The following is a 23,469-nucleotide window of genomic DNA, read 5'->3' as shown; positions in this document are numbered from 1 at the left end:
CGTGTTCTCCTTCCTAGATCGACAGGGCGTTGTTGAGCCCTGCGCTGCGCGGGGTGGTTTTTTGCTGGGTGGGTTTGGCGGCTTGGTTCGGGCTGGCGCCGTCGAAGAAGTAGCCGTCCCGCCAGATCAGCGCCATGTCGGCGGCACCGCCCATCAGCCCGAGCAGACGCTCGGCGCTGAGGTTATCCAGGGGGACGTGGCCGATCAGGACCACCTGTTCGCTGTCGCGGTTGTACGACAGCGACGGGCAGAACGCGCCGCTCAGCAGATACAGGTTGGTTTCCAGCAGCCGCTGCATGACCGCTTCGCGATCCGCCACAGGCAACGGCCCGAAGCCGCAGTAGATGAAAACGTCTCCCTCGCCCACGCCAGGCGTGTGCTTCAGGGAGAAGTCGACCTCCTTGACCGACAGGTTCGCCTGTTCATAGAACGCTGACGGGGTAGGGATCATCGTGAGTTCGCAGAGCTGATCGATCAGCTTGCAATAGGTGGGTGACGCCATGATTGACCTCGCATTGTCATCCAGGCACCGACGAGCGCCTGCTGCCCCTGATGAGTGACGGCTGCGTCATTTCGGTTCCACTCCACTGTGTGGAACCGCTGGCAGGTGATCTGCCACCCAATGGCGCCACCTCATTCAAGGTTGACCGCTATGTCCCGATCATTTGCACCGTCGCCGGCCCTTCGAGTTGTCCCCAGAGGGTTGACCCTGTTGGCCCTGGGGACCTTGCTGTACGGGTGCCAGCACCTCGAACCCCAGCTGACCATCGGTGACCGTTTCGCCAATGAGCCGTACCGCGCCCAGTTGCGCTGGCTTGAACCGGCGCCCACCGACACGATCATCAAGATTGGCGAGTCATCGCCGCAAAGCGGTGGCAGCCTGTGGGCGCGCATGCGCCAGGGGTTTTCCCTGTTGGCCAAGACCCAAGGGGTCACGCGCATCGATGAGCAACGCCGCTGGTTGATGGCGCGCCCGGCGTTCCTCACCCAGACCGGACGGGCCGGCAGTCGTTACCTGCACTTCATCGTCGGCGAGCTGAACAAACGCAACATGCCGCTGGAGCTGGCGTTGCTGCCGGCGATCGAGAGCGGGTTCAATCCCAATGCACGATCGCCTGCCCAAGCCATGGGGCTCTGGCAGTTCATTCCGGCCACTGGCCGCCGTTACCAGTTGCAGCAGCGTGGCGACTACGACGAACGCCGGGACATTCCGTCGTCCACCCGCGCAGCGCTGGATTATTTGTCCTACCTGCACGAGTATTTCGACGGCGACTGGTTGCTGGCCCTCGCCGCGTACAACGCTGGGGAAGGCCGGGTGCGCGACGCCATCGTGCGCAACCGCACACGGGGACTGGCAACCGATTATTGGAACCTGTCGCTGCCCGGCGAGACGCAGAACTACGTGCCGAGGTTGCTGGCGCTGTCGCAGCTGGTGAACACGCCCACGGAATATGGCGTGAGCCTGGCACCGATCGCCGACCAGCCGTACTTCCAGATGGTCGCCTTGGCGCAGCCGGTGGACCTGGCGCAGCTGGCTCAGTTATCGGGCGTCCATGAGCGGGAGCTGCGCATGCTCAACCCGGCCGGACGCGGCCGGGTCGGGGGGCGTCTGTTGATGCCCGTGGAAGCGTCCCGCAGGCTGCTGGCGCAACCGGAGATGATCGCCAAGGCGGCGTTGCCCCGGGTGAATGTAGAAGAGCAAGTCGTTGCCGCTCCGGAGAACGGGGTGGCGGAGCCGCAAGTCGCGGAAGCGGCTCCGCCAGGGGTGTGAGCCGGCGATCAAACCTTACAGGCAACCCATCGCGACATTGGCCAGCCCTCGGGCGCGAGGATCCATCAAGACGTAGGAGCCAATGGTGTTGCAGGCGAAGCCGAACGCCACGCCGCGCTCGGGGTCGGCGAAACCGATGGTGCCCCCGGCACCCATGTGGCCGAAAGCCTCGGGCCCCATGCCGTAGCTGCCGTTTGTCACATCCGACTGGTTGAGCATGATGCCCAGGCCGAACCGCGTGGGAGTCTGGATGGTCGGGTCGTATTCGGCGCTGTGCTCGCGCAGCATTTCGTTGAGCAGCGGCGACTCCAGCAACCGCCCGTCGAGCAGGCCTGCGTAGAACCGGGCCAGGCTGCGGGCGTTGCCATGGCCGTTGGCAGCCGGCTGCGTCATGCGTTTCCAGCCGGCTTCGTTGCTGCGCCCCAGTACCATCGGTGGATTGGCGAAGGCCAGTGAGCTCATTGCATTCGGTTCGGTGAGCACGTACTGCAACACTCGCCCAAAGGCCTCATCTTCGACGTCGTCCTTGGTCCGCGCCATGTAGGCGCAGCGAGCGATGGTGGCGTCATCCAGGCCGATATGAAAATCCAGACCGAGCGGCATCGCCACCCGTTGGTGAATGCTCTGCGCCGGGCTCAGGCCATCTACCCGGCGCAGTAGCTCACCGAGAATCCAGCCAAACAGCAACGGCGAATAGGTCTGCCGTTTCCCTGCGTCGGCCCACGGCTGTTCCCCGGCGATCAAGCCAGTCATGGTGTCCCAGTCGTAAAGGGTTTCCGGTGTCAGGGGAGTGCGCAGCGCCGGTAGCCCGGCGCGATGGCAGAGCACCTGGCGCAAGGTGATGGAGGCTTTGCCGGCATTGGCGAATTCGGGCCAGTAATGGCAGATCGGCGTGTCCAGGTCCAGGCGGCCTTCGCCGACCAACTGCATGATCGCCACGGCTGTGAAGGGCTTGGTGCAGGAGAACAGATTGAGCAGCGTGTCGTGCTGCCAATGGCTGGCGGGTTCCGGTCCGGCGATGCCGGCCCAGAGGTCGATCACCGTTTCGCCGTCGATCTGGATGCACAGGGCGGCGCCGCGTTCGAAAGGGCTTTGCATCAGCCCGATAAAGGCCTCCTTGACCGGCTCGAAGCGAGGGTCGCAGTGGCCATGGATGGTCAGTGCATGCGTCATGTGAGCTCCATGCGGGGTTGGGGTTCTTCCTTGAGTGACGGGGGCTGGGGAAACGGTTCATTGACCCAGCGGAAGTCTTGCACAGGGATCTTTTTTGCCGAGCCCAGCCACTCAAGAGCATCGATTCCTGCCTCCGGAGAATGTCCATGCCTTACGAGCGTACCCTTGACCTGAACAGCGACGCGTTTCGCGGCGAGGCCTATCGGCACTATGCGACGTTGCGCCAAGCGTCCCCGGTGTTCCTCAGCCAGCCCGAAGGGCAGTTGCCGATGTGGTACGTCACCGGTGCCCGGGAAGTCGAGGAGGTGCTGCTGGACAACGAGCGTTTTGCCCGTGATCCGTCACGGATCGATCCACGGTTCGCGGCGATGCTCGGTGGCGAGCAGTCCATCGCATTTCTCAACGACCACATGCTCAACCGCGACGGGGAAAGCCATCGCCGGCTGCGTAGGTTGGTCAACAAGGCTTTCACGTTAAAGGCGGTCAACGCCATGCGGCCGCGTATCGAACAGATCGCAGAGGCGTTGCTCGACGCCGTCCAACCGGGCGGGCGGATGGATGTGGTGAGCGAATATGCCTTTCCCTTGTCCATCACGGTCATCGCCGAACTGCTCGGTGTACCTGCCCAGGACCGTGAGGACTTTCGACGCTGGTCCCACCTGATCGTCCGGCAGGTGGGCCATGACCTGAGCGAGTTGCAGCGCTGCTACAACGAATTTGCCGGCTACATGCTCGCCTTGATCGACCAGCGCCGTGCCCAGCCAACCGATGACTTGGTCTCGGCCCTGGCCCAGGTCGAGGAAGAGGGCAGCAGGCTCAGTCGAAGCGAGCTGTGCAGCATGATCGCGTTGCTGATCATCGCGGGTCACGAAACATCGGCGTCGATGATCGGCAACGCCGTGCACATGCTCTTGCAGCACCCCGAGGCCCTTGCCCGCTTGCGTGATCAGCCAGCGCTGATGACGGACGCGGTCGAGGAGATTTTGCGTTATGACTCGTCGGTGGAGCGGGCGATGGTCCGCTTCGTCACCCAGGACACTGAATTGGGAGGGCAGCGCTTGCAGCGGGGCCAGTTGCTGGTGGCGGTGGTGGGGTCGGCCAATCGCGACGAGGCGATGTGTGCCAATCCCGACACGCTCGACGTCACGCGCCCGGCCTGCCCGCACATGTCCTTCGGCAAGGGCACGCATTATTGCCTGGGGGCATCCTTGGCCCGCCAGGAGTTGGAAATTGCGTTGAATACGTTGCTGCGGCGCTGTCCGGGTCTGCGACTGGCCGTTGATCCAGCCGCTGTGCACTGGCGCTATGTGCCCAACTTCCGAGGACCGGATGCGTTGCCGGTGTGTTGGTCGGTGGATTGATAAGGCTGTGCAAAAAATGGCATGGGCCTGAAAGCCGATGAATGATGCGGCTCGTCCGACAGGCTGCCGGACGAGCCGCGAACTCACGCCAGGCTGGCCTCCCGTGTTTGCGCAGGCGCTGAAGCGGTGATGGGTGTGGTTTCGATGGGTATCAGGTGCAGCCCGTAAAGCACCACATCCGCACGTTTGTCAGCGAACCGGGCGATCCCCGGAAAGCGTCCCCATTGCGTCGCGCCCAACCCCTGTACGCCACGCTTGCTCGCCTCGTTGTGCTCGATGATCCAGGCCACCAGCGTCTCGAAACCATACTGCCTGGCAAGGACCACGGCGGCCTGGCCCAGGCGAATGCCGACGCCGCTGCCGATGTGGTCGTTGCGCACATAGATCGACACCTCACCGGTCAGGCGACAGGCCTGGGCCCCCCAGCAGAAGCGATTGACGATCAGCCAGGCGACGACCTCGCCACCGCGTTCGAGTACGTAGATCGGATCACCTTCCTTGACGAAGCAATCGACGAAAAACGTCATTTCCTTCAGGGAAAACGCTCTGAGCACAGGAGAGCTGGTTCCCCCCAGAGCGCTTTCGTTGAAGATATCCGTCATCACCGGCAGGTCGTCGGGCGTATAGCGGCGCACGCCGCGTGGCAGGTCGGGTCGGCTGTTCAAACGATTGTTGTTCATGGCCGGGCTTCTCCATAGACGCTTCGCTTGAGTTGTTCACGGGCGCGAAACAACCGTGAGCGCACGGTGCCGATGGGCACGCCAAGCCGTTCGGCGGCATCGCGGTAGCTGCTTTCGGTGTCCACGGCGGTCCACAAGGTGTCGCGCATGTCCTTGGGCAGCGCGTCCATCGCCAACAACGTGCGGTCCAGCAGCCGATGGTTATCGCACAGTTCACTCAGGTCGATGTCCTCGCTGGATTCGTTGAAATCGCTTTCATCGAACGTGCTCAGCGGCGGTTGCGCATAGAAGCGGCGGAAGTGATTGCGGATCAGGTTCAAGGCGATGCCGCACAGCCAGGTGTCCGGCTTGGCCAACCCCTTGAATTTCTCCTGGTTGCGCCAGGCTTCCAGATACGTGAGCTGGATGATGTCGTCGGCGTCGTCCTGATTGAGGACGCGCTTTTGCACAAACAGACGCAGCTTGCGCTCCTCGCCGAAGCTGACACCTGGCGCACTGGGGCGTGTCGGTGAGGTTTGCGGGGGCAGCATAAGGTTCAGGCTGTTCATCAATAAATCCCTCTGAATGGGTTCCATGGTGTCGACCCGTCTGTCGACATTCCCCCTTCAGCAGGACCTGTGCCAAGCCGTGTTTATGGGCTATCTAACTGAAAAATAAGTGTTTTTTGTTAGTGCTATTGCTCTATTTGTGCAAGGCCATGCACGGCGTCCCTGGAGTCCACTGCATGAAATTGCACCGGTCAAGTCCTCGAAACAGCGCCGATGGTGAACACCGCCGTTCGCTTCGAAAAAGTGCGTGGCGACGATGGAACCGAAAGGTGGATCGCCGCCACCCACTGAGCGTCCGAAACCACGCTCCCGGTCATCATGAAAGTAGAAGCCCCGACAAACGCGCACATTGCCGTCAATCTCGCCCAGGCCGCATCGGCGGTCGCGGGCATTGGCAGGCCTGTGGAATCGTCGCAGGCCGCCCAGTCCAGTTCGATGGAGGAGGTCGGCATGACCTTCAGCCATCATGTCGAACGCAACACCAAGGCGCTGAGCCAGCGCCGCATCCGCAACGCCCGCAGCGAGGTGGGTCAGGTGCGGGTCGAGACCCGTGAGCAGTTGGAAGAGTGGTACGACCAACTCGGCCATCCCGGCAAGCAGAGCTTGAGCGCCATGGCGGCCCAGGCCGGCGTGTTGCTCAACGGCCAGCCGGTGCTTGAAGAATTGGTGCAATCCACGGGCGGTGATCCGGCCCGCACCGACCTGATCCTCAAGCAGGCACTGCTCGACGCCGAGGCGCAGGGCCGTCTCGTCGAAGCCAAGCGTGCTCGTGACTATCTGCAACTCTTGCGCGAGCGATATGGGGCACAGATCCAGGCGGGCATGAACATCGCCGAGGCCTTGCGTGCCTCCGGCGGCGATCCTGAATTGCGCCAGGCGGTACGGCGCCTTTATTACGACACCGTGGTGCTCAAGCAATCATTGCCCACCATGATGCAGGCACTGCTGGGCCTGTTCGGTGAAGCCTCGTTCGTGTCGGGGCTGGACATGATGCGCCGCGCATTGGCTGACGACATCGCCGCCCATGCGCCTTCCCGGCCTACGGCGCTGCTGCGCACACTGCTGATCGGCCTGGCGGCGTCGACACAACTGAGCAGCGTGTTGCAAAGCTGCCGGCGCCTGCTGGAGCAACTGGCCTACAGCTGCCCGACGAGCCAACTCACTGCTGTGTTGCTGCTCCAGCGCATGCTCGGGTTTGTCAGCAGCGGCCTGTCTTCGGCAGAAGTGCGTCGCATCGGCCGTGAATTGGGCGGCGACCAGGAGCGCGATCAACTGGTCTCCCTGAACGGCTTGTACCCGTTGCTCAAGCGGTTGCCGCTGGCGCTCTGGCGTGACGCGAAAAGCCGCCAGACCGCGCTGAAGAATCTGCTGGTGCTGCTCGATGAACGTTCCCGTGGTGAAACCCGCGGACAGACCGCCGAACCGGTCATTGGAGCGCGGTCATGATCGCCCTGCTGAACAAGGTCGCCAACGCGGCGGTGCGGCGTATCGAAGTGGCCGGGGCATTTGTGGTCCTCGGCATCGTGTTCATGCTGATCCTGCCGTTGCCGACGTCGGTGGTCGATGCGTTGATCGCCATCAACATCTGCATTTCCTGCCTGCTGATCGTGCTCTCGTTGTACCTGCCGCGACCGTTGGCGTTCTCGTCGTTTCCGGCGGTGCTGCTGTTGACGACGCTGTTCCGGTTGGCGCTGTCGGTGGCGACCACGCGGCTGATCCTGCTCCAGGGCGACGCCGGTCATATTGTCCAGGCGTTCGGCAATTTTGTGGTCGGAGGCAATCTTGCGGTCGGGTTGGTCATCTTTCTCATCCTGACGGTGGTCAACTTCCTGGTGATCACCAAGGGCTCCGAGCGGGTCGCTGAAGTGGCGGCGCGGTTCACGCTGGACGCTTTGCCGGGCAAACAGATGTCCATCGACAGCGACCTGCGGGCCAACCTGATCGATGTCAGCGAAGCCCGCCGCCGTCGCGAAGAATTGAACAAGGAAAGCCAACTGTTCGGCGCGATGGACGGCGCGATGAAGTTCGTCAAGGGCGACGCTATCGCCGGCCTGGTAATCGTGGTGATCAATCTCATCGGTGGCTTCTCGGTCGGCATGGTCCAGCACGATATGAGCGCGTCCGATTCGATGCACTTGTATGCCGTGTTGACCATCGGTGATGGCCTCATCGCGCAGATTCCGGCACTGCTGATTTCCCTCACCGCCGGCATGATCATTACCCGCGTGTCGCCGGAAGGGCAGCCGGCGGGCAGCAGCGTCGGCAAGGAAATCGCGCAGCAATTGACCGCCGAACCCAAGGCTTGGGTGATCGCTTCGGTAGGCATGCTCGGCTTCGCCGCCTTGCCCGGCATGCCGACGCTGGTATTCATCGTCATTGCCGTGATCACCGGCACGGCGGGCATCATCCAGCTGTATGGTCGCGCGCGAAAGGCTCGCGAAGGCGAACAACCTGAAGTGACCGTCACGCCGGAACACAATGGCGCCGAAGACCTGCGCAGCTTCGATCCGACCCGTGCGTATCTCTTGCAGTTTTCCAAGTCGATGCAAGGCAACCCGGCCGCCGAAGATGTCATCCAGGCGATCCGCAAGAAGCGCAACGCGCTGGTTGCCGGGTTTGGCTTGACCTTGCCGCCGTTCGAGATCGAGTACAGCGCGCTGCTGGAAGACGACGAGTTCCGCTTCTGCGTGCATGAGGTGCCGATGTTGCGAGCCACCTTTGGTGACCGCGTGGCCGTTGCGCGCGGGCCGCTGCCGTTCGAACCGCAGGATGCCCAGGTCGGCAGTGAGGTGCGCGACGAGCATCAATGGCTATGGCTGGCGCCCGGCGACCCGTTATTGGCGGACGAGCGGGTGGAAGCGGTGCCGGCGGGCGAGCTGCTGGTGGAACGCATGAGCCGCGCCATGTTTGCCACCGGCCCGCAGTTCCTCGGCTTGCAGGAGAGCAAGTCGATTCTCAGCTGGCTCGAAGCCGGGCAGCCAGAGCTGGTGCAGGAGCTGCAGAGGACCATGCCGCTGGCCCGTTTCGCCGCCGTGCTGCAACGCCTGGCGGGCGAAGGCGTGCCGCTGCGGGCGGTGCGCCTGATTGCCGAGTCATTGATCGAGCATGGGCAGCACGAGCGCGACGTCGGTGCGCTGACCGACTACGCACGCATCGCCCTCAAATCACAGATCTACCACCAGTACCGCGATGAAGACGGCCTGCACGTCTGGCTGCTGACGCCGGAGACCGAAGGCTTGCTGCGCGACGCGCTGCGCCAGACCCAGACGGAAACCTTCTTTGCCCTGGAAAGCGTGCACACCCGCGCCCTGGTCCTGCAACTGCGCGAAGGTTTCCCGCTGCGGGCCAAGCGGACGGCGGTGCTGTTGGTGGCGCAGGACTTGCGCGCACCGCTGCGGGATCTGCTGCGTGACGAATTCAACCACGTGCCCGTGCTTGCCTTCAGCGAGTTGCACAGCAATGCCCAGGTCACCGTGTTGGGACGCTTTGATCTGGAGCAGGAAAAACTGCAAATCGAGGAGGCCGCATGACGGGTCTTTCCCCTTGGCACGCAAACAGCGCTGCCGCGCGTAACGATGTGAATCCAGGCGCGTTCACTGGCCTGGCTGTGACAGTGGACGAGGGCCACCCGTGCCCCGTCGTTCAAGCGGATTGCCGGCGCACACCTGTCGCGCCTTGAGGAGTTGGCCATGTTCGAGCTGCGTGTATTGAGTGGTCTGCACCGAGGTGCGGCGTTGCCACTGGTAGGTGAGCAATGGGTGGTCGGGGCGGCCGAGGATGCCGACCTGGCGTTATACGACCCGGGGGTCTGCGGCCGTCACGCGGCTCTCAGACAGGTCGAGGGCCAATGGCTGCTGGAAGCGCTGGAAGGCGCGGTGTGTGACGGGCAAGGCCAACCCTGGGCTTCGCCCGGGCCGTTGCCAGGCAACGCGCCTTTTTCCGTCGCCGGCATCTGGCTGTGCCTGGCTCCCGCCGACCAACCTTGGCCCGAAGACGCGGCCCTGGATGATGCTGCGCACCTGACAATCGAGCGCGGTGCCCAGAAACCTGCAGCGCGGCCGTCATGGCCCAAGCGCTTGGGAACCGCTGTGGCGGTAATCACCGTCGCCTCCAGCGCCTGGGCCTTTACCAGCCAACCGGCACCGACGGTGGCGCCCAGTGCGGTGCAGCAGCACAAGCAGGCCAAGGCTGCTTTGGACACGGTGGAGGCGGTTCGCCTGGAGCTGGATCGCATGCTCCAGGAACGGGACCTGGATGCCAATGTGCGGACCGAGGTACAGGACGGTCGGCTGGCGCTGGTGGGCGAGCTGCCGCGCCAGCGCCTCGCGGTGGTCGAGCGGCTGATGGAGCGTTTCCATGCTCGCTACGATACGTCGGTCGAGATCACCGCCAACGTCAAGGAACGGCTGACGCAGCTACCGTTTCAGATCGCCCAGATTGTCGGCGGCAAGCGTGGACACGTCGTCACCTCCGATGGGCGCCGGCTGTTCCTGGGGGATCAGATCGATGGTCTGCGCCTGACCGCCATCGACAGCGGCAAAGTGACTTTCGAAGGCGAGCAACGCTACGAGGTCACCTGGTGATGCAAGCCGCTATCGCCCGTTTGGAGACTTGGGAGGCCGGGCAGCGGGCACGCCTGCGCCGATTCGCGCCGGTCATGGTGCGTGGACGGGTGCAGCGGGTCAGCGGGATCTTGCTGCAATGCCGGCTGCCAGGGGCGCAGATCGGTGACCTCTGCCAAGTCGAGCGTGATGCACGCGAGCCATTGCTGGCCGAGATCGTCGGCTTCGACCGTCACGACGCCTTGCTCAGCGCCCTGGGCGGCCTGGAAGGCGTTCGTGTCGGCGCGGCCGTGGAACCGTTGGGCATGCCGCATCGGGTGGTCGTCGGGCCGCAATTGCTGGGCCAGGTGTTGGATGGCTTTGGTCGGCCTCTGCTGGACGGTGGCGTGGGTGCGTTCGCCGGACCTCAAGTGCCGCATGCTTCGCAAGTGATCGGCGAAGCCCCGCCGCCGACCGCACGGCCGCGCATCCAGCGGCCGCTGATGACAGGCGTGCGGGCCATCGACGCAGCGCTGACCCTCGGCGAAGGCCAGCGTGTGGGATTGTTTGCCGGCGCCGGTTGCGGCAAGACGACGCTGTTGGCGGAGATCGCCCGCAACGTCGACTGCGACGTAATCGTTTTCGGCTTGATCGGTGAACGGGGGCGCGAGCTGCGCGAATTCCTCGACCATGAGTTGGATGATGAACTGCGGTCCCGTGCGGTCCTGGTGTGCGCCACGTCCGACCGTTCCAGCATGGAGCGCGCCCGCGCGGCATTCACCGCCACGGCGTTGGCCGAGGGCTTTCGCGCCGAGGGCCGACGCGTCCTGCTGCTCATCGATTCGCTGACCCGGTTCGCCCGTGCGCAACGGGAAATCGGCCTGGCCGCCGGCGAGCCGTTGGGACGCGGCGGCTTGCCTCCTTCGGTCTACAGCCTTTTGCCGCGCCTGGTGGAGCGGGCCGGGCTGAGCAATGACGGCGCGATCACCGCGTTGTACACGGTGCTGATCGAACAGGATTCCATGAACGACCCGGTGGCGGACGAAGTGCGTTCGCTGCTCGACGGTCACATCGTCCTGTCGCGCAAACTCGCCGAACGCGGTCACTACCCGGCCATCGACGTGCTCGCCAGCCTGTCGCGGACCTTGGCCAACGTGGCCGACGCCGAGCACCTGCGCGCGGGCATCAACCTGCGCCGCTTGCTCTCGGCCTACGATCAAATCGAACTGATGCTGCGCCTGGGCGAATACCAGGCCGGCGCTGATCCCTTGACCGACCTGGCGGTGGAATCGCGCAGCGCCTTGGACGCTTTCCTGCGCCAGGACCTGCGCGAGCCGGAGCCGTTTGCGGCGACGTTCGCCCATCTCCAGCAGTTGACCGCCTATGTCCCGGGCTGATCTGGACGCCCTGGCGCCGGTGCGTCGGCACCGCGAAGCGCAAGCCGAACGGGCTTGGCGGCAACAGCGCGACCTGTTGCGCGAGCGTGAAGCAGCGGTCGCCGCCGCGCGGGTGCGCTGGCAGGCCGCGAGCGAACAGCAGGTGACGCAGCGCGAGGCGTTGTACGGCGAACACCGCGGCCGTGCGCTGAGTGTGTGTGAGCTCAATGCCTGGAGCACCGAGGAGCGACGCCTGATCGGCGAACTGGCCGAGCAAGCGCGGGCCTTGCAGGCGCTCGACGAGGAACAGGCGCAACAGGCGCGCAGCACCGAAGCCGCCCGGCAGCGGTTGCAAGGGCGCAGGCGCGACCTGGAAAAGCTCAGCGCCATGATGGACTACCTGGTGGGAGGCCTCCAGTGATGAATGAACGCACCCTGCGCGGTGAATCGACATCCCCTCTCTCGCCACCCGTTCGTCACGCCCCTCGGGCGTATGAACAATTGCCGGCACAGGTGAGCCGGGCCAACCATCCGGCCGCGCGCGAGTCTGCGCCTGCAACCGGGCACGACCCGGAACCCATGGCGGAGCGCAGCGATGGCTACTGGTTTCGCCAGTGGGTCGATGCACCACAAGGCGGCTGCGAGGACGACACCGCTGGCACCGGTTCCCTGTCGGGGTTGGTGGGCCAGGACAGCGGCGAAGTGGAAGCCTTTGTCGACCAGCTGTCGCCACGGCTGCGAGCGACGGTCGAGCAGCAACTGGACCTGCTGCTGCACCTTCCCCATCTGGGGCGGATCAGGGTCTCTGCGCAGCGGTTGGGCGGGGCGTCCGGCTGGGACATCGGCCTGAGTGGCGAAACCGAAGGCGCGCGTGCGCGGCTGTCGAGTCGATCCGGACGCCTTGAAGAAGCATTGGCCCAGAGCCTGGGCCAACCGGTGACGGTACGTGTTACCGACGAAGACGAGGCGAGCGTGACATGAACGTACAGGCATTGACGTTGCCAACGATGAGCGGCGACGACGCCACCGCCCGGCAGCTGTTGGGAGCGGGCGTCAGTTTGCCCTTTCAGGTGGCCGGTGAAGCAGGTCTTGTGCATCTGACCCTGGGGAACGGCGTTGGGGAAGGTGCGCCGTATGGGCTGGAATGCGCCCATGGTGTCCTGGCCCTCGACGAGCCCGGCCCGCTGCTCAGCTTGTTCGGCGAGTGCCCGGTGGTCATGCCTGCCGCGCCGGGCTCGGATGACGCCTGGTTCTGGGCGCTGTTCCAGCAAACCCTGAGCGAGCCCTTGCGCCAGGCGTTCGGTTTTCTCCGGCCGCTCGCCGCACCGGTGGCCGAGGGCATTGCCTGCAGGATCGACGTTCAACTGGGCGCGGCGTATGTCACGAACCATTTGCACATCGGCGGAGCAACCTTGCTGGGCCTGCTCCGCGCCGCGCCCTGGCAGCGGCGGTTGGCGCCCTGGGACGAGGAAGTTCTGCTGAATGTCCCGCTGCCGCTGGGGCACCTGGCATTGGCTGCCGGGCAGTTGGCTGCGCTGCGCCCCGGTGACGTGCTGGTGCCGGAATCCGCGCTGTTCGATTCATCCGGCCAGGGGCTGATTCGCCTGGGCCGGCATTGTTTGCAGGTGCGGGTCCACGACCGTGCCGCGCCGTTGCGCCTGACCTTGCTCGCCCTGGAGGAAACCGATATGAGCACCACCGCCGACACCGACATCCTGACGCCCGAGTGGGACGACACCACCGGCTACGAACCCGACGCCGAAGCGCCCATGGCGGCGGATTACCCATTACCTGGCGATGCGCACGTGCAAGACGCCGATGCGCCGGGCCACCAGCCGGCCACCGTCGGCGAGCGCTTCGATGACCTGCCCCTGGCCCTGACGATACGTTGTGGTCATTTGAGCCTGGCCCTGGGCGAGCTGCGCAACCTGGCCCCCGGTTCGGTGCTGCAGGTCCAGGGCGTGGCGCCGGGCACGGCAGCGTTGTTCCATGGCGAACGTGCCCTGGCCCATGGCGAATTGGTGGACGTGGATGGCCGGCTCGGCCTGCAAATCACTCGCGTGGATGTGGCTGGATGAGCTTCCAGGGGGTCGACCCCTTTTTGCTGGCGCTGTTCATCGGCGGGATTTCGTTGGTTCCCCTGCTGCTGATCATTTGCAGCGCCTTCCTCAAGATCGCCATCGTGCTGACCATCACCCGCAACGCCATCGGTGTGCAGCAGGTGCCGCCGAACATGGCGCTGTATGCCATTGCGTTGGCCGCGACACTGTTCATCATGGCACCGGTCGGCCATGACATCGCCGAAGAGCTGAAGGAGCGCCCCCTGGATTTCAGCAACACCGAGGCGCTGCAAGGTTCTGCCTTGAACGCGGTAAAGCCGTTGCAGGCCTTCATGTCGCGCAACACCAACCCGGACATCCTCGCCCATCTGCTGGAAAACACCCAGCGCATGTGGCCCAAGGAGCGTGCCGAGCAAGCCAGTCGCGACGACCTGATGCTGCTGATCCCGGCCTTCATGTTGTCGGAGCTCGAAGCAGGCTTCCAGATGGGATTCCTGATCTATATCCCCTTCATCGTCATCGACCTCATCGTGTCCAACCTGCTGCTGGCGCTGGGCATGCAAATGGTCGCGCCGATGACCATCTCGTTGCCGCTCAAGCTGTTGGTGTTCGTCCTCGTGCAGGGTTGGACGCAACTGCTCGACAGTCTTTTCTACTCCTATCTCTGAGGACCCGCGATGGACGCGCTGACGTTGTTCAAGGAGGGCATGTTGCTGGTGGTCCTGCTTTCCGCACCGCCCTTGATCGTGGCGGTAATCGTCGGCGTGCTGACCTCCCTGGTGCAGGCCTTGATGCAGATCCAGGACCAGACCTTGCCCTTCGGTATCAAGCTGGTGGCCGTCGGGTTGACCTTGCTGTTCACCGGTCGCTGGATCGGCGGCGAGTTGCTGGGGCTGCTACGCCGGGCATTTGAACTGATGGCCAGCACCTGATGACGGCCCAGGCGTTCGTTCCCTATTTCGACTTGCTGCTGTCGATCGCCCTCGGCATGGCGCGCATTTATCCGGTGGCGTACCTGGTTCCGGTGTTCTGCTTCCAGCACCTGCGAGGCTTGCCACGCCACGCCGTGGTGTTTGCCCTGGGCATGCTGCCCGCGCCGGGTATTCGCCAGGCGTTGATCGATGCCCAGGCCAACTGGCTGACCCTGGGCGGGCTGATGTTCAAGGAGGTCTTGCTGGGCCTGCTGCTGGGCGTGCTGCTGGCGATGCCGTTCTGGCTCTACGAGTCGGTGGGGGCCTTGCTCGACAACCAGCGTGGCGCGCTCATCGGCGGGCAATTGAACCCGGCGCTCGGCACCGACACGACGCCCTTGGGCCATCTGTTCAAGGAAATGACCATCCTGTTGCTGGTCGCCACTCTCGGCATCGGCACGCTGACCCAGGTGATCTGGGACAGCTACCTGGTGTGGTCGCCCACGGTCTGGTTTCCGTTGCCCGGCGCGGATGGCTTCGGCGTGTTTCTCGGGCTGCTCGGCGAGATGTTCATGCACATGATGCTCTACGCAGCGCCCTTCATCGGCTTGCTGTTGCTGGTGGAGTTCGCCCTGGCCTTGCTGAGCCTATACAGCCCGCAATTGCAGGTGTTCGTCCTGGCCATGCCGGCCAAGAGCCTGGTCGGCCTGGGCTTCCTGCTGTTCTACCTGCCCACGCTGTGGGACGCGATGACCGGCCGTCTCAGCCGATACGGCGAGATCCGTCATCTGCTGCATCTGTTAGTGCCGGCGCCCTGAAGGAGGGGCTCGTTCATGAGCGAAGACAGCGGCGAAAAGACCAAGCAGGCGACGCCGAAAAAAATCCGCGACGCCCGCAAGAAAGGTCAGGTCGGCCAGAGCCAGGACCTGAGCAGCTTGCTCGTGCTCACGGCGGTCACCGAAGTGGCATTGACCCAGGCCGACAACAGCATGCAGGCGCTGGGCGACATGGTCGCGTTCCCGCTGCACCGGCTCGATGGCGACTTTGTCCGCGCCTTCGAGGAAACCCTGGCCCATGCCGGCGGCGTGCTACTGAGTTTCACATTGATGACCGTGGGGCTGGCCATTGCCACGCGCCTGATCGCCGGTTGGGTGCAGTTCGGCTTCCTGTTCGCGCCCGAGGCCCTTCAGCCCGATCCGAATCGCTTGAATCCGTTGAACCAGGCCCAGCAGATGTTTTCCGCCCAGGCGCTGATCCAACTGTTCATGGGGCTGGTCAAGGCGGTGTTCATTGCCAGTGTGCTGTACCTGGTGACGATGCCTGCCCTTGGGTCGTTGATCAGTCTGGTCAATGGAGATCTCAACAGCTATTGGCGCGGGCTTGCCGGCTTGTTCCGGCACATCATGCACATCTGCCTGGGCGTGTTGCTGGTGCTGGCGGTTCTCGATTTCGGCTTGCAGAAGTATTTCTTCGCCAAGCGCTTGCGCATGAGCGAGGAAGAGGTGCGCAAGGAATTCAAGGAAATGGAGGGCGACCCCCACGTCAAGATGCACCGCCGCAGCCTGGCCCGGCAATTGATTGACCAACCCGCCAGCAAGGAAACCAAGCCGGTGGAGGAGGCCGACGTGGTGGTGGTCAACCCCACTCACTTCGCCGTCGCACTGTTCTACCGACCGGAACAAACGCCGTTGCCGCAGTTGATCACCAAAGGGGTCGATGCCGATGCCCGCGCGCTGATCGAACGGGCGAAGGCGGCGCGGGTCCCGGTCATCCAATGTATCTGGCTGGCGCGGACGATTTACCGCGAAGACGTAGGTGGTTACATCCCGAGGGAGACGCTCCAGGCCGTTGCGCACATCTATCGGGTGCTGCGCGAGCTGGATGACGAAGCCAAGGGTGACGTGATCGAGATCCCCGAATTGAACCAGCGCTGAGGACGATGGAACCGCTGCACAGGGGGACGCCACTCAGCTAGGGAGCGAGGCTCGCCCGAGCGATGCCTGCTTGCCGACAGTGCACCTTGCACGCCCATCGACTCGTGGAGATTTCCCATGCCTGAACCCAATCCGCTATCCAACGCCATAAGGGGCACCGGTGCCCTGCATGGCACCGAAGGCTTGCACTCATCGCGCTCACCCTCGCTGAGCCAGCAGCCTCGCGAGGCCCAGCAGCGCACCGGCACCCAAAGCCTGCACGAGCGGGGGCGCTCGTCGTCGATGCCCCCTGCGGTGCATCAACGTGGCCGGCCCCGCACCCGGGGCGCGAACCGCACGGCAAGGGCCGAGGATCGTCCGCTGGATGACACGCAAAGGTCCAGCTCCACGCCGGCACCTCGCACGCCCGACTCGTTCATGAATGAAATGGAGACCCGTCAAAAGCAATTGATGGAAAGGCAGTTCGACATGCAAATGCAAATGGAGGAGCGCCAGAGCGCCATGGTGCTGGTTAAAAGCTCCGCCGACATGGCCAAGCTGATGAGCGATACGGTGACGGAGGTCACCAAGGGCTTCATGGACACCGCACGTAAAGTCATGCAGGAGGGGGGCGAGGCGATGAAGCTTCGGTAAGACCCGCAATGACTTGGGAGGAAACGGTCCGTGGCGAGGGGATAAATCCCCTCGCCACGTTCGCTGTCTAGACCAGTCGCGGGCGGCTCGCATTGAGCGAGGCTGGACGTGAAGCCGTTGGCGTTGCGGACGCTATCAAGCGTGTACGCACCTCGCCGACCTGGGCGATGAAGCCCACGATCCAATGGCAGAACTGCGCTTCATCGAGCATCGACAACGGACAGTGGGCACACAATCGAACGCTGCCCTGGTCGTCCAGGGCCAGCCAGCTGCCGGCGAGCAAGTCCAGGCGAAAGTTGAGTTCCAGCAAGCGCTTGTGCAGGCCGGGCATGTGCAGGGGCACCTCGATCGAACAATGCAGGATGGCGACGTCGCCGTGGTCAGGCAGCTCGATGATCACGGCCTCGCGATTATTCGTGTCATACAGTGCGCACACGCCGCCTTCCAGGTGAAGATCGGTATGCAGATGTTCCGCCAGCGCCGCGATCAGGCGTTGGGCGAGCGGTGTGGCCATCATGAAGCCTCCCTCAATAAGTGACGCAATAGTCGTCAAGGTCCTCCAGGCCCAGCAGGGACAACTGCCTGGACTGGATCTCATCGAGCAGTTCCGAGGATATCGGCGCCTCGGGCAGCGCTTGCCAGACCACCAATGCCCGCTGCGGATCGAGAAACAGGAACAGCTGCGCATAGTCACTCGGCTGGGCGAAGCGGCGTTCGAGTGCACGCTGGACTTGATTGACGCCCAGCGCCTGGCTTTGTACCTGCAAGGCCAACCCCACGCTGTGGGGCTCGCGTCGCAAGCAGAATTCGATGCCCGGGGCTATTTCCCAATACGTCGCGATGCCGGCGATGATGTTTTTCTGAAAAGCCTGGCGCGTGCTTACGCTGTGTACCGAAAAAGACATACCGTTTCAGTTCTCCAGTGGAACGACCGTGTGGTCGAGCGGGTGTTCGGGGGAGCCCAGGCCACCGCGCATGCCCGGCGACCACCAGATCACCAGGCGGCCGGTGTCGGGTTCGGCGCGGTCACAGGCATCGCCCTCGCAGCCCCAGCGGTTAGCACAACCGGCGAATACCGGCAGGCTCAGCAACACGACAAGCAGCTTCAGCGTTCGACTCATGGCGCGGTCCTCGCACTGGTTTGCAAGAGGGAGGCGCGCCCGCCGCCTGGCGTGCGCTTGGGTTGTTTCATGACGACGAACACTTCCGTTTCTTCACCGGGCTCGAGCCACACCTTCGGCCAGGCGGAACTCGCCAAGGTCCAGCGGGTACTGCAGCTCGCTTCGTCGAAGCGCAACCGCCGGTCGCCGTCATTGCGCACCACGCCCACGGCGATGCCGTAGTCAGGGCCTGCGAACCATTGGGCGCGGGCGGCATCCAGGGACAAGCCGGGTTGCAACGCGCACAGAGTGTCAGGTGAGTAAGGAATCGAGGTGGCCTGCTTGAACGTCGCCGGGATGTTGCCATCGGCCAGTTGCGCCAAGACATCGCTGACCTCGACGCGACCGATGGGACGGGTGCCGTTGCGGCGTTCTTCCAGGCGCGCCATGGCGCTGTCCACCTGTTCGCGGTCGAGCGCGGAGATGTAGCGCGCCGGGTCGACCTGGTCGCCGATCAGGCGGGGCGTCAGGATGAACACCCGTTCGCGGCGGCTGGTCTCGCGCGTGGTTGACGAGAACAGCAGCGGCCCGATCAGCGGGATGCGCCCCAGCCACGGCACTCGCTCAAGGTTGTCGCCGGTTTCCTCGGTATGAAAACCGCCCACCACCAACGAGCGGCTTTCACCCATCACGGCCTGGGTGCTGACCACGCCCCGGCGTACGCTGGGCGTCTGCTGGCCGACCTCCGAGGGTTCGATGCGGCCGTCCTCGATGTCCAGGAACATCTGGATCTGATTGCGACCGCCGGTCTCGATGGTGTGGGGCACGACCTGCAGGCTGGTGCCCGCCGTGATGGGCTCGACGGTGGCCACGCGTTCGCCGATGGCGGAGATGTATTCGGTCCGGCTGAAGTCGATGACCGCCGGTTGGTTCTCCAGGGTCAGCACCGATGGGTTCGCCACCACCGAGGCCAGGCCACGACCTTCCAGGGCTCGCAATTGTGCGGAGAAGTCGCCGTAATCCTGGATGAACACCGTCGAGCTGGCGCCAGGGCGAATCATCGAGGCGCCGCCGATCAGGTCGCCGCTCTCGACGTTCCAGTTGGAGGCGAGCTCGGCGAGTTGGGTGCGGTCGATGTCGAGGATGATTGCATCGATCTCGACGAGTTTGCGTGGGACGTCGACATCACGAATCAGCGGTGTGTAGATCTCCCGCCGTTTGGGTGAGTCGTAGATGAGCACCGCATTGTTGCGCACATCGGCTTCGACGCGGATCCGGCCCCGGCCGCCTGAACTTGTGTTTCCTCCGGGTTGCACGCGATGGGTGTTCGGCCGTCCCATGCCGTTCAACGCCAACTGCTCGATGTTGCCCATGCTCATGGACTGCTGGGCCTGCATGTTCTGGAACGCGCCTTGCGGCGAAGTGGCTTGCATTCCCCCCGAAACCGCGCTGCGGCTTTCCAACAGGCCTTTGAGAATAGTCGCGACCCCGGGGATCACCAGCGTATCGCCGCGGTAATTGACTTTGCGGTCGGCGGCAGTGGCATAACGCAGCGGGAAGCTGATCACTTCCTGCTTTTCTTCAGGCGTCTTGCGCGCTTCGGCAAATCGCGACACCAGGCGTACGTAGCGTTCCGGGCCGGAGACCAGCACCACACCTTCGTCGGGCAACTCGCCCCAACCGAAACGTGAGTCGAGCAGGCCGATGTCGGTCAGGGCTTGTTTCATGTCCGGTGCCGCGTCGGCGGACACTTCCAGGCGCTTTGAGGTCTGGTTTTGCAAGGGGCTGACGTACATGGTGTTGCCGTATATGAACCATTGGAAACGGTTTTCCAGGCCGAGCCGATCGAGGAACGCCTGGGGGCTGTCGGCGCGCATCCGGCCATCGACAGTGCCCTTCACCGTACCGTCGAGCACCAGTTGCACGCCGAAGGTATTGGCAAAGTCGCCGAGGACCTTGGGCAACGGCGTGTTCTGCGCGTCGTAGGCGTATGGTGTGTTCTTCCAGTCGGTCGGGACCGCCGCCTCGACCGGCATGCCTGCGCCTAGGGCAGCAGCCAGCGCCAGCGCGAGCAGCGAGGTTTTGGTCCAGCGATGCGCGATCGACCGGCCAAGGTTCACCTTGCCTGAGGCCATCGAGCGGTACGGTGCAAGCCACCTGTTAGGCATGGCGGATTCCTGTTCCGAGCAAGTGAAAGTGCGAGGGGCGTCGCGCCACGGCACGTTGTTCTTTATGGAGAATCGATTGCCAGGTATCCCGCTGGTTGAGCAGCGCTTCGAGGACCTCGACCAGGTCGTCGACGTGGGCGTCCGGCGGCAATTGCGCCAGTAGCCATAACCGCTCGTCCTGGGGCGAGCGGGCCAGCGCTCCGGGAAATCGCGAGAGGCTTGGCTGCGCCAGCCGCAAAATGTCCTCCAGAGAGGCTTCGTTGCTTTGCGGGGCGTTCAACTCGACCGATATCAGCAGGCCGTCCTCAAGCTTGTCGAAAGCGGCTTCGCCATCGTCGACGACGACGGCGAAACGCTCCGGGCCATCGACGCTGGCGCTCCAGCGGACGAGCTGTGAGCGCAGCTCATGGCATTGCATCGATGATCGCCTTGGCGAGATTGTGGTGGGCGGCGGTTTGTTGAGTCGCCGCGTTCACCGCCACCGACATGCCATTCATGCTGGTCACGAATGAGTGCATATCGTCGAGCGATTGGGTTTCAGCTGCATTCATTGCTGCATTGTTGACGTTGTCGGTCGCGCGCTGGAAATAGGTGTCGAGGCGGCGCTGGACGGCATCGATAGAAGACATGGACGGTTCCTCCGAGGTAGGCGTATTCACCGGATGAGTGGTGGTTACGCCAGTGGCGGTTCCGCGAAAAATGAGGAAAAGATCGGGAGGGCAGACGCGCGGTTCTTCAGGGGCGTGCAATCCCGTGGCGAGGGAGCAAGCTCCCTCGCCACGGGGATCTTGGTGCTACCGCTGCGGTTCAGGCAGGCGCAGGGCCTCGACGGCTGTTTCCCAATCAAGCAGGAACGTGCCCCCCGACGTCTCCAGCTTCAGCTGGTGAACATCCATGTTGGCGTCCGCCACGGGTGCCCAGGGACGTTCGCCAGCGGTGCCCAAGCTTTGCGTCAAGCGAGGCAGGTCTGCGGGGTGGCAGCGAAGGGTGGCCTCGATGGGGTCGTCCTGGCGCGTCGCAAGCTGACGCACGAGCGCATCGATGCGTGACTGCTCTGGAATCTCCTCCAGAAGCGTCCCCAGGGCTTCGTTGACCAATTGCGCGGCGCTGGTCTCGATCCGTTCCCACATGGCCTGGCGCTGGGTTTCCCAGGCGGCGAGCACGGTTTCGGCTTTCTTCCAGAACTGCGCTTGCGCCTCGATCACTGCCGCGTCGGCCTGTTCGGCAGCGCGCGCAATCAGCTGTGCGGCCTGGGCCTGGGCTTGTTCGAGCACAACCTGCGCCCGGCCGCAGTCGGCCAGGGTTTCTCGAGGGATATAGGACTGTTGCAGACCTTGACCGTCGGGGCGTAGTTCAAGCGAGCGCCGGGCGAGCATCGTGAGTCTCCGTTGGGGTGGTGGAGGGCGCCAGGCTTTGCTCGGCTTTCCAGCAGGCGGATTGCCAAAGCGTATTGAGCTTGGCGCCAGGCGGCTGCGGGGAGGGTTGCGATTCGAGGGCGACAATCCTGCTGCGAGGGAAGGCCAGGCGCGCCCGCTCCCAGGTCCGCTCCCCCAGCCAGGTGCGCAGCAGTGCGAGGGAATCCTGGCCTTGTTCGAGCCAATGACCGGGGCGCAGTGCTTTGGCGGTGCGCTCGCACCAGGCTTGGTCCTGTGCGCAGAGCTCATCGGATATCGTTAGCGGTGAACAGGTATTTGCCACCAATTGACAAGCAAGGTCCAGGGTTCGGGGCGTGCCGCAGCATAGCGACAGCACCGAAGGATTGGGCTGCGGCGGTGTGCAGGGCGTGATGCCGAAACTGCGCGCCAGCGCAGCATGATGCCCTCGCGCCAAGGCGTCCATTTGTGCTGCGGTCAACAGGCGAAGCGCTGGCGGATACCAGTCTGGATCGGCTTCGCGCCATGCGTGACTCCACCAGCGAACCCAATCGAGCGCCGTTTTCATGCTGCCGTCCCCTTGCTGTCAGGCTTGGCTGCCGGGTTCTTCACCGCAAACAAGGACGGTGTTGCGCCGCTCGGTTGCGGCGTCGGCGTTCCGGCCTTGCGATCAAAAAAGCGCGGCAGCACCAGCACGCCGTTGCGCCACAACCGGTAGAGGCCGTACATGGCGCCCGCCAGAAGTGCGAACAACGTGATGCCGGCCGCCATGGTCATGCCCCTCCAGTAGCCGATGTCATCGGCCTGCATCAGGAACGGACCGAAATAGGCCATCTTGCGCCGTTCCTGATAAGCCGCGGCGGGCACGAAGACCACCGACAGCTTGGTCGGATTCTGGGCGGCGTCGGCCATGCCAGGAATCCCGCTGGCCACCAGGTTGCGCACGCGCGGCGTGATGCTGTCGGGATCGAGCGCGCTGGTGTGCTTGATGAATACCGAGGCCGATGCCGGTTGCACCGGCTCGCCTGGCGCGACCCGTTCCGGCAGGACCACATGGACCCGTGCGAGCACCACGCCATCGATTTGCGAGAGTGTCGATTCGAGCTCCTGGGACAGTGCGTAGATGTAGCGGGCACGCTCTTCCATCGGCGTGGAAATCACCCCTTCCTTGCGGAAGATTTCCCCCAGGCTGGAGCGCGATCTTCGCGGTAGCCCGGCCGCTTCCAGCACTTGCACGGCGCTGTTCATGTCGGCCGGTTCGACCAGCACGGTCAAGCCATCCTTGTCGACCTGCTTGCTGGCCTCCACGTTCTTGTCCGCCAGCTCGGCGATCACCTCATTGGCATCCTGCTCGGAAAGGTGGCTGTGCAGCGCGGTCCTTTCGTCGCAACCGGCCAGCAACAGGCACAGCACTAGGGGGGAGAATGCGCGCACGAACATGGCTGGCGTCCCTTTACTGGAGATTGGTGAGCTTCTCGATCGCCTGGGAGCCCTTGCTGACGATCTTTGCGGTCATCAGACTTTCCAGGTGAAAGGAAGACAGCGATCGGTTCGACTGCAACATGTCCTGGGGATCGGCGGTGCGGATGGCCTTGAGCATGTCCCGGTTGGCGCGGTCCTCCAGGCGCTGCAACTCGCCGGAGCGGCTGGACAGCGAATCGATGATCCTCGCCGCGACGTTGTTTTCGCTGTCTGGCGTGGGGGCTTTTTCGTGCATTTGCGCGTTGAACCAGCTGACGTCACTGGTCTCGGCCCGCGCGTGCGGGCTGCTGCCGGGTTTGGTGGCGGTGGATGCAACGCCGGTGGTGTCGATGGCTTGCACAGTCATGGATATTCTCCT

Annotated in this window: 29 protein-coding genes; 14 read left to right on the top strand and 15 right to left on the bottom strand. The window is 64.0% G+C overall.

From position 1 onward, the window contains the following. Window positions 1–13: 13 nt before the first annotated feature. Complete coding sequence (locus tag J3P79_RS25705) at window positions 14–502, bottom strand: CesT family type III secretion system chaperone (protein WP_434606703.1); 489 nt, start codon at window positions 500–502, stop codon at window positions 14–16. 150 nt (window positions 503–652) lie between these two features. On the opposite strand from J3P79_RS25705, the gene J3P79_RS25700 reads away from it, so the two are divergent. Then, a complete protein-coding gene (locus tag J3P79_RS25700) occupies window positions 653–1,771 on the top strand; it encodes a transglycosylase SLT domain-containing protein (RefSeq protein ID WP_434606700.1) in 1,119 nt (372 codons plus the stop codon). Between the two features lie 15 nt (window positions 1,772–1,786). Here J3P79_RS25700 and J3P79_RS25695 read toward each other — a convergent pair whose 3' ends face one another. Further along, window positions 1,787–2,932 (bottom strand): serine hydrolase domain-containing protein, encoded by a 1,146-nt coding sequence (locus J3P79_RS25695; RefSeq protein WP_434611608.1) that lies wholly within the window; start codon window positions 2,930–2,932, stop codon window positions 1,787–1,789. A gap of 158 nt (window positions 2,933–3,090) precedes the next feature. Between J3P79_RS25695 and J3P79_RS25690 the strand changes: the two genes are divergently transcribed. Beyond that, on the top strand, window positions 3,091–4,305 hold the full coding sequence (locus J3P79_RS25690; RefSeq protein WP_434606697.1) for a cytochrome P450 family protein: 1,215 nt from the start codon (window positions 3,091–3,093) through the stop codon (window positions 4,303–4,305). Window positions 4,306–4,388: 83 nt separating this feature from the next. Here the strand turns inward: J3P79_RS25690 and J3P79_RS25685 are convergent, their stop codons facing one another. The 3 genes from J3P79_RS25685 to J3P79_RS25675 form a co-directional block, all read right to left on the bottom strand. Next, window positions 4,389–4,985 (bottom strand): GNAT family N-acetyltransferase, encoded by a 597-nt coding sequence (locus tag J3P79_RS25685; protein ID WP_434606694.1) that lies wholly within the window; start codon window positions 4,983–4,985, stop codon window positions 4,389–4,391. After that, window positions 4,982–5,533: an RNA polymerase sigma factor gene (locus J3P79_RS25680; RefSeq protein WP_039590363.1), complete on the bottom strand. Its 552-nt coding sequence runs from the start codon at window positions 5,531–5,533 to the stop codon at window positions 4,982–4,984. Before J3P79_RS25680 ends, J3P79_RS25685 begins: the two co-directional genes overlap by 4 nt. A gap of 191 nt (window positions 5,534–5,724) precedes the next feature. Continuing rightward, window positions 5,725–5,985, bottom strand: a complete 261-nt coding sequence (locus tag J3P79_RS25675) for a hypothetical protein (protein WP_434606690.1) — start codon at window positions 5,983–5,985, stop codon at window positions 5,725–5,727. On the opposite strand from J3P79_RS25675, the gene J3P79_RS25670 reads away from it, so the two are divergent. The 12 genes from J3P79_RS25670 (at window position 5,984) to J3P79_RS25615 (ending at window position 16,988) form a co-directional block, all read left to right on the top strand. Then, window positions 5,984–6,979 carry a TyeA family type III secretion system gatekeeper subunit gene (locus J3P79_RS25670; protein WP_434606688.1) on the top strand — a complete coding sequence of 332 codons (996 nt, stop codon included), beginning with the start codon at window positions 5,984–5,986 and terminating at the stop codon, window positions 6,977–6,979. The genes J3P79_RS25675 and J3P79_RS25670 overlap by 2 nt on opposite strands. Further along, window positions 6,976–9,063, top strand: a complete 2,088-nt coding sequence (gene sctV / locus J3P79_RS25665) for a type III secretion system export apparatus subunit SctV (RefSeq protein ID WP_434606686.1) — start codon at window positions 6,976–6,978, stop codon at window positions 9,061–9,063. Before J3P79_RS25670 ends, sctV begins: the two co-directional genes overlap by 4 nt. Before the next feature lie 159 nt (window positions 9,064–9,222). Further along, complete coding sequence (locus J3P79_RS25660) at window positions 9,223–10,116, top strand: FHA domain-containing protein (protein ID WP_434606685.1); 894 nt, start codon at window positions 9,223–9,225, stop codon at window positions 10,114–10,116. After that, window positions 10,113–11,471, top strand: coding sequence for a FliI/YscN family ATPase (locus tag J3P79_RS25655; protein WP_434606683.1), 1,359 nt, complete (start codon window positions 10,113–10,115; stop codon window positions 11,469–11,471). The genes J3P79_RS25660 and J3P79_RS25655 overlap by 4 nt, the downstream gene beginning before the upstream one ends. Beyond that, on the top strand, window positions 11,458–11,871 hold the full coding sequence (locus J3P79_RS25650; protein ID WP_434606680.1) for a hypothetical protein: 414 nt from the start codon (window positions 11,458–11,460) through the stop codon (window positions 11,869–11,871). The genes J3P79_RS25655 and J3P79_RS25650 overlap by 14 nt, the downstream gene beginning before the upstream one ends. Then, on the top strand, window positions 11,871–12,431 hold the full coding sequence (locus tag J3P79_RS25645) for a type III secretion system HrpP C-terminal domain-containing protein (protein WP_434606677.1): 561 nt from the start codon (window positions 11,871–11,873) through the stop codon (window positions 12,429–12,431). Before J3P79_RS25650 ends, J3P79_RS25645 begins: the two co-directional genes overlap by 1 nt. Further along, complete coding sequence (gene sctQ, locus J3P79_RS25640; protein WP_434606674.1) at window positions 12,428–13,528, top strand: type III secretion system cytoplasmic ring protein SctQ; 1,101 nt, start codon at window positions 12,428–12,430, stop codon at window positions 13,526–13,528. Before J3P79_RS25645 ends, sctQ begins: the two co-directional genes overlap by 4 nt. After that, complete coding sequence (gene sctR, locus J3P79_RS25635; RefSeq protein WP_039590376.1) at window positions 13,525–14,178, top strand: type III secretion system export apparatus subunit SctR; 654 nt, start codon at window positions 13,525–13,527, stop codon at window positions 14,176–14,178. Before sctQ ends, sctR begins: the two co-directional genes overlap by 4 nt. Before the next feature lie 9 nt (window positions 14,179–14,187). Next, window positions 14,188–14,442: a type III secretion system export apparatus subunit SctS gene (gene sctS, locus J3P79_RS25630; protein ID WP_039590378.1), complete on the top strand. Its 255-nt coding sequence runs from the start codon at window positions 14,188–14,190 to the stop codon at window positions 14,440–14,442. Continuing rightward, a complete protein-coding gene (gene sctT, locus J3P79_RS25625) occupies window positions 14,442–15,239 on the top strand; it encodes a type III secretion system export apparatus subunit SctT (protein ID WP_434606671.1) in 798 nt (265 codons plus the stop codon). The genes sctS and sctT overlap by 1 nt, the downstream gene beginning before the upstream one ends. 15 nt (window positions 15,240–15,254) lie before the next feature. Continuing rightward, window positions 15,255–16,355 (top strand): type III secretion system export apparatus subunit SctU, encoded by a 1,101-nt coding sequence (gene sctU, locus J3P79_RS25620; RefSeq protein ID WP_434606669.1) that lies wholly within the window; start codon window positions 15,255–15,257, stop codon window positions 16,353–16,355. Window positions 16,356–16,472: 117 nt separating this feature from the next. Next, complete coding sequence (locus J3P79_RS25615; protein WP_434606667.1) at window positions 16,473–16,988, top strand: type III effector; 516 nt, start codon at window positions 16,473–16,475, stop codon at window positions 16,986–16,988. 67 nt (window positions 16,989–17,055) lie between these two features. Here the strand turns inward: J3P79_RS25615 and J3P79_RS25610 are convergent, their stop codons facing one another. The 10 genes from J3P79_RS25610 to sctI form a co-directional block, all read right to left on the bottom strand. Then, window positions 17,056–17,505: a type III secretion system chaperone gene (locus tag J3P79_RS25610; RefSeq protein ID WP_434606665.1), complete on the bottom strand. Its 450-nt coding sequence runs from the start codon at window positions 17,503–17,505 to the stop codon at window positions 17,056–17,058. A 10-nt stretch (window positions 17,506–17,515) separates the two neighbouring features. After that, window positions 17,516–17,893, bottom strand: coding sequence for a hypothetical protein (locus J3P79_RS25605; RefSeq protein ID WP_434606663.1), 378 nt, complete (start codon window positions 17,891–17,893; stop codon window positions 17,516–17,518). A gap of 6 nt (window positions 17,894–17,899) precedes the next feature. Next, entirely contained in the window at window positions 17,900–18,109 is a 210-nt protein-coding gene (gene hrpT, locus J3P79_RS25600; RefSeq protein WP_434606661.1) for an HrpT family type III secretion system protein, read from the bottom strand. After that, a complete protein-coding gene (gene sctC / locus J3P79_RS25595) occupies window positions 18,106–20,256 on the bottom strand; it encodes a type III secretion system outer membrane ring subunit SctC (RefSeq protein WP_434606658.1) in 2,151 nt (716 codons plus the stop codon). Before sctC ends, hrpT begins: the two co-directional genes overlap by 4 nt. Next, window positions 20,249–20,674 (bottom strand): type III secretion system chaperone, encoded by a 426-nt coding sequence (locus J3P79_RS25590; protein ID WP_434606656.1) that lies wholly within the window; start codon window positions 20,672–20,674, stop codon window positions 20,249–20,251. The genes sctC and J3P79_RS25590 overlap by 8 nt, the downstream gene beginning before the upstream one ends. Beyond that, window positions 20,661–20,885 carry a serine kinase gene (locus tag J3P79_RS25585; protein ID WP_434606654.1) on the bottom strand — a complete coding sequence of 75 codons (225 nt, stop codon included), beginning with the start codon at window positions 20,883–20,885 and terminating at the stop codon, window positions 20,661–20,663. Before J3P79_RS25585 ends, J3P79_RS25590 begins: the two co-directional genes overlap by 14 nt. Before the next feature lie 165 nt (window positions 20,886–21,050). After that, complete coding sequence (gene sctL, locus J3P79_RS25580) at window positions 21,051–21,632, bottom strand: type III secretion system stator protein SctL (RefSeq protein ID WP_434606652.1); 582 nt, start codon at window positions 21,630–21,632, stop codon at window positions 21,051–21,053. Then, window positions 21,610–22,197 (bottom strand): hypothetical protein, encoded by a 588-nt coding sequence (locus tag J3P79_RS25575; RefSeq protein WP_434606649.1) that lies wholly within the window; start codon window positions 22,195–22,197, stop codon window positions 21,610–21,612. Before J3P79_RS25575 ends, sctL begins: the two co-directional genes overlap by 23 nt. Continuing rightward, the gene (gene sctJ, locus J3P79_RS25570; RefSeq protein ID WP_434606647.1) at window positions 22,194–23,069 is read right to left on the bottom strand and encodes a type III secretion system inner membrane ring lipoprotein SctJ; all 876 of its coding nucleotides are present in this window, start codon (window positions 23,067–23,069) and stop codon (window positions 22,194–22,196) included. The genes J3P79_RS25575 and sctJ overlap by 4 nt, the downstream gene beginning before the upstream one ends. Window positions 23,070–23,082: 13 nt before the next feature. Then, complete coding sequence (gene sctI / locus J3P79_RS25565; protein ID WP_434606644.1) at window positions 23,083–23,457, bottom strand: type III secretion system inner rod subunit SctI; 375 nt, start codon at window positions 23,455–23,457, stop codon at window positions 23,083–23,085. Window positions 23,458–23,469: the final 12 nt, after the last annotated feature.

Source organism: Pseudomonas sp. R1-7 (assembly GCF_051132105.1).
In the GTDB taxonomy this organism is placed as follows: domain Bacteria; phylum Pseudomonadota; class Gammaproteobacteria; order Pseudomonadales; family Pseudomonadaceae; genus Aquipseudomonas.
This window is presented reverse-complemented; position numbering and strand designations above follow the sequence as displayed.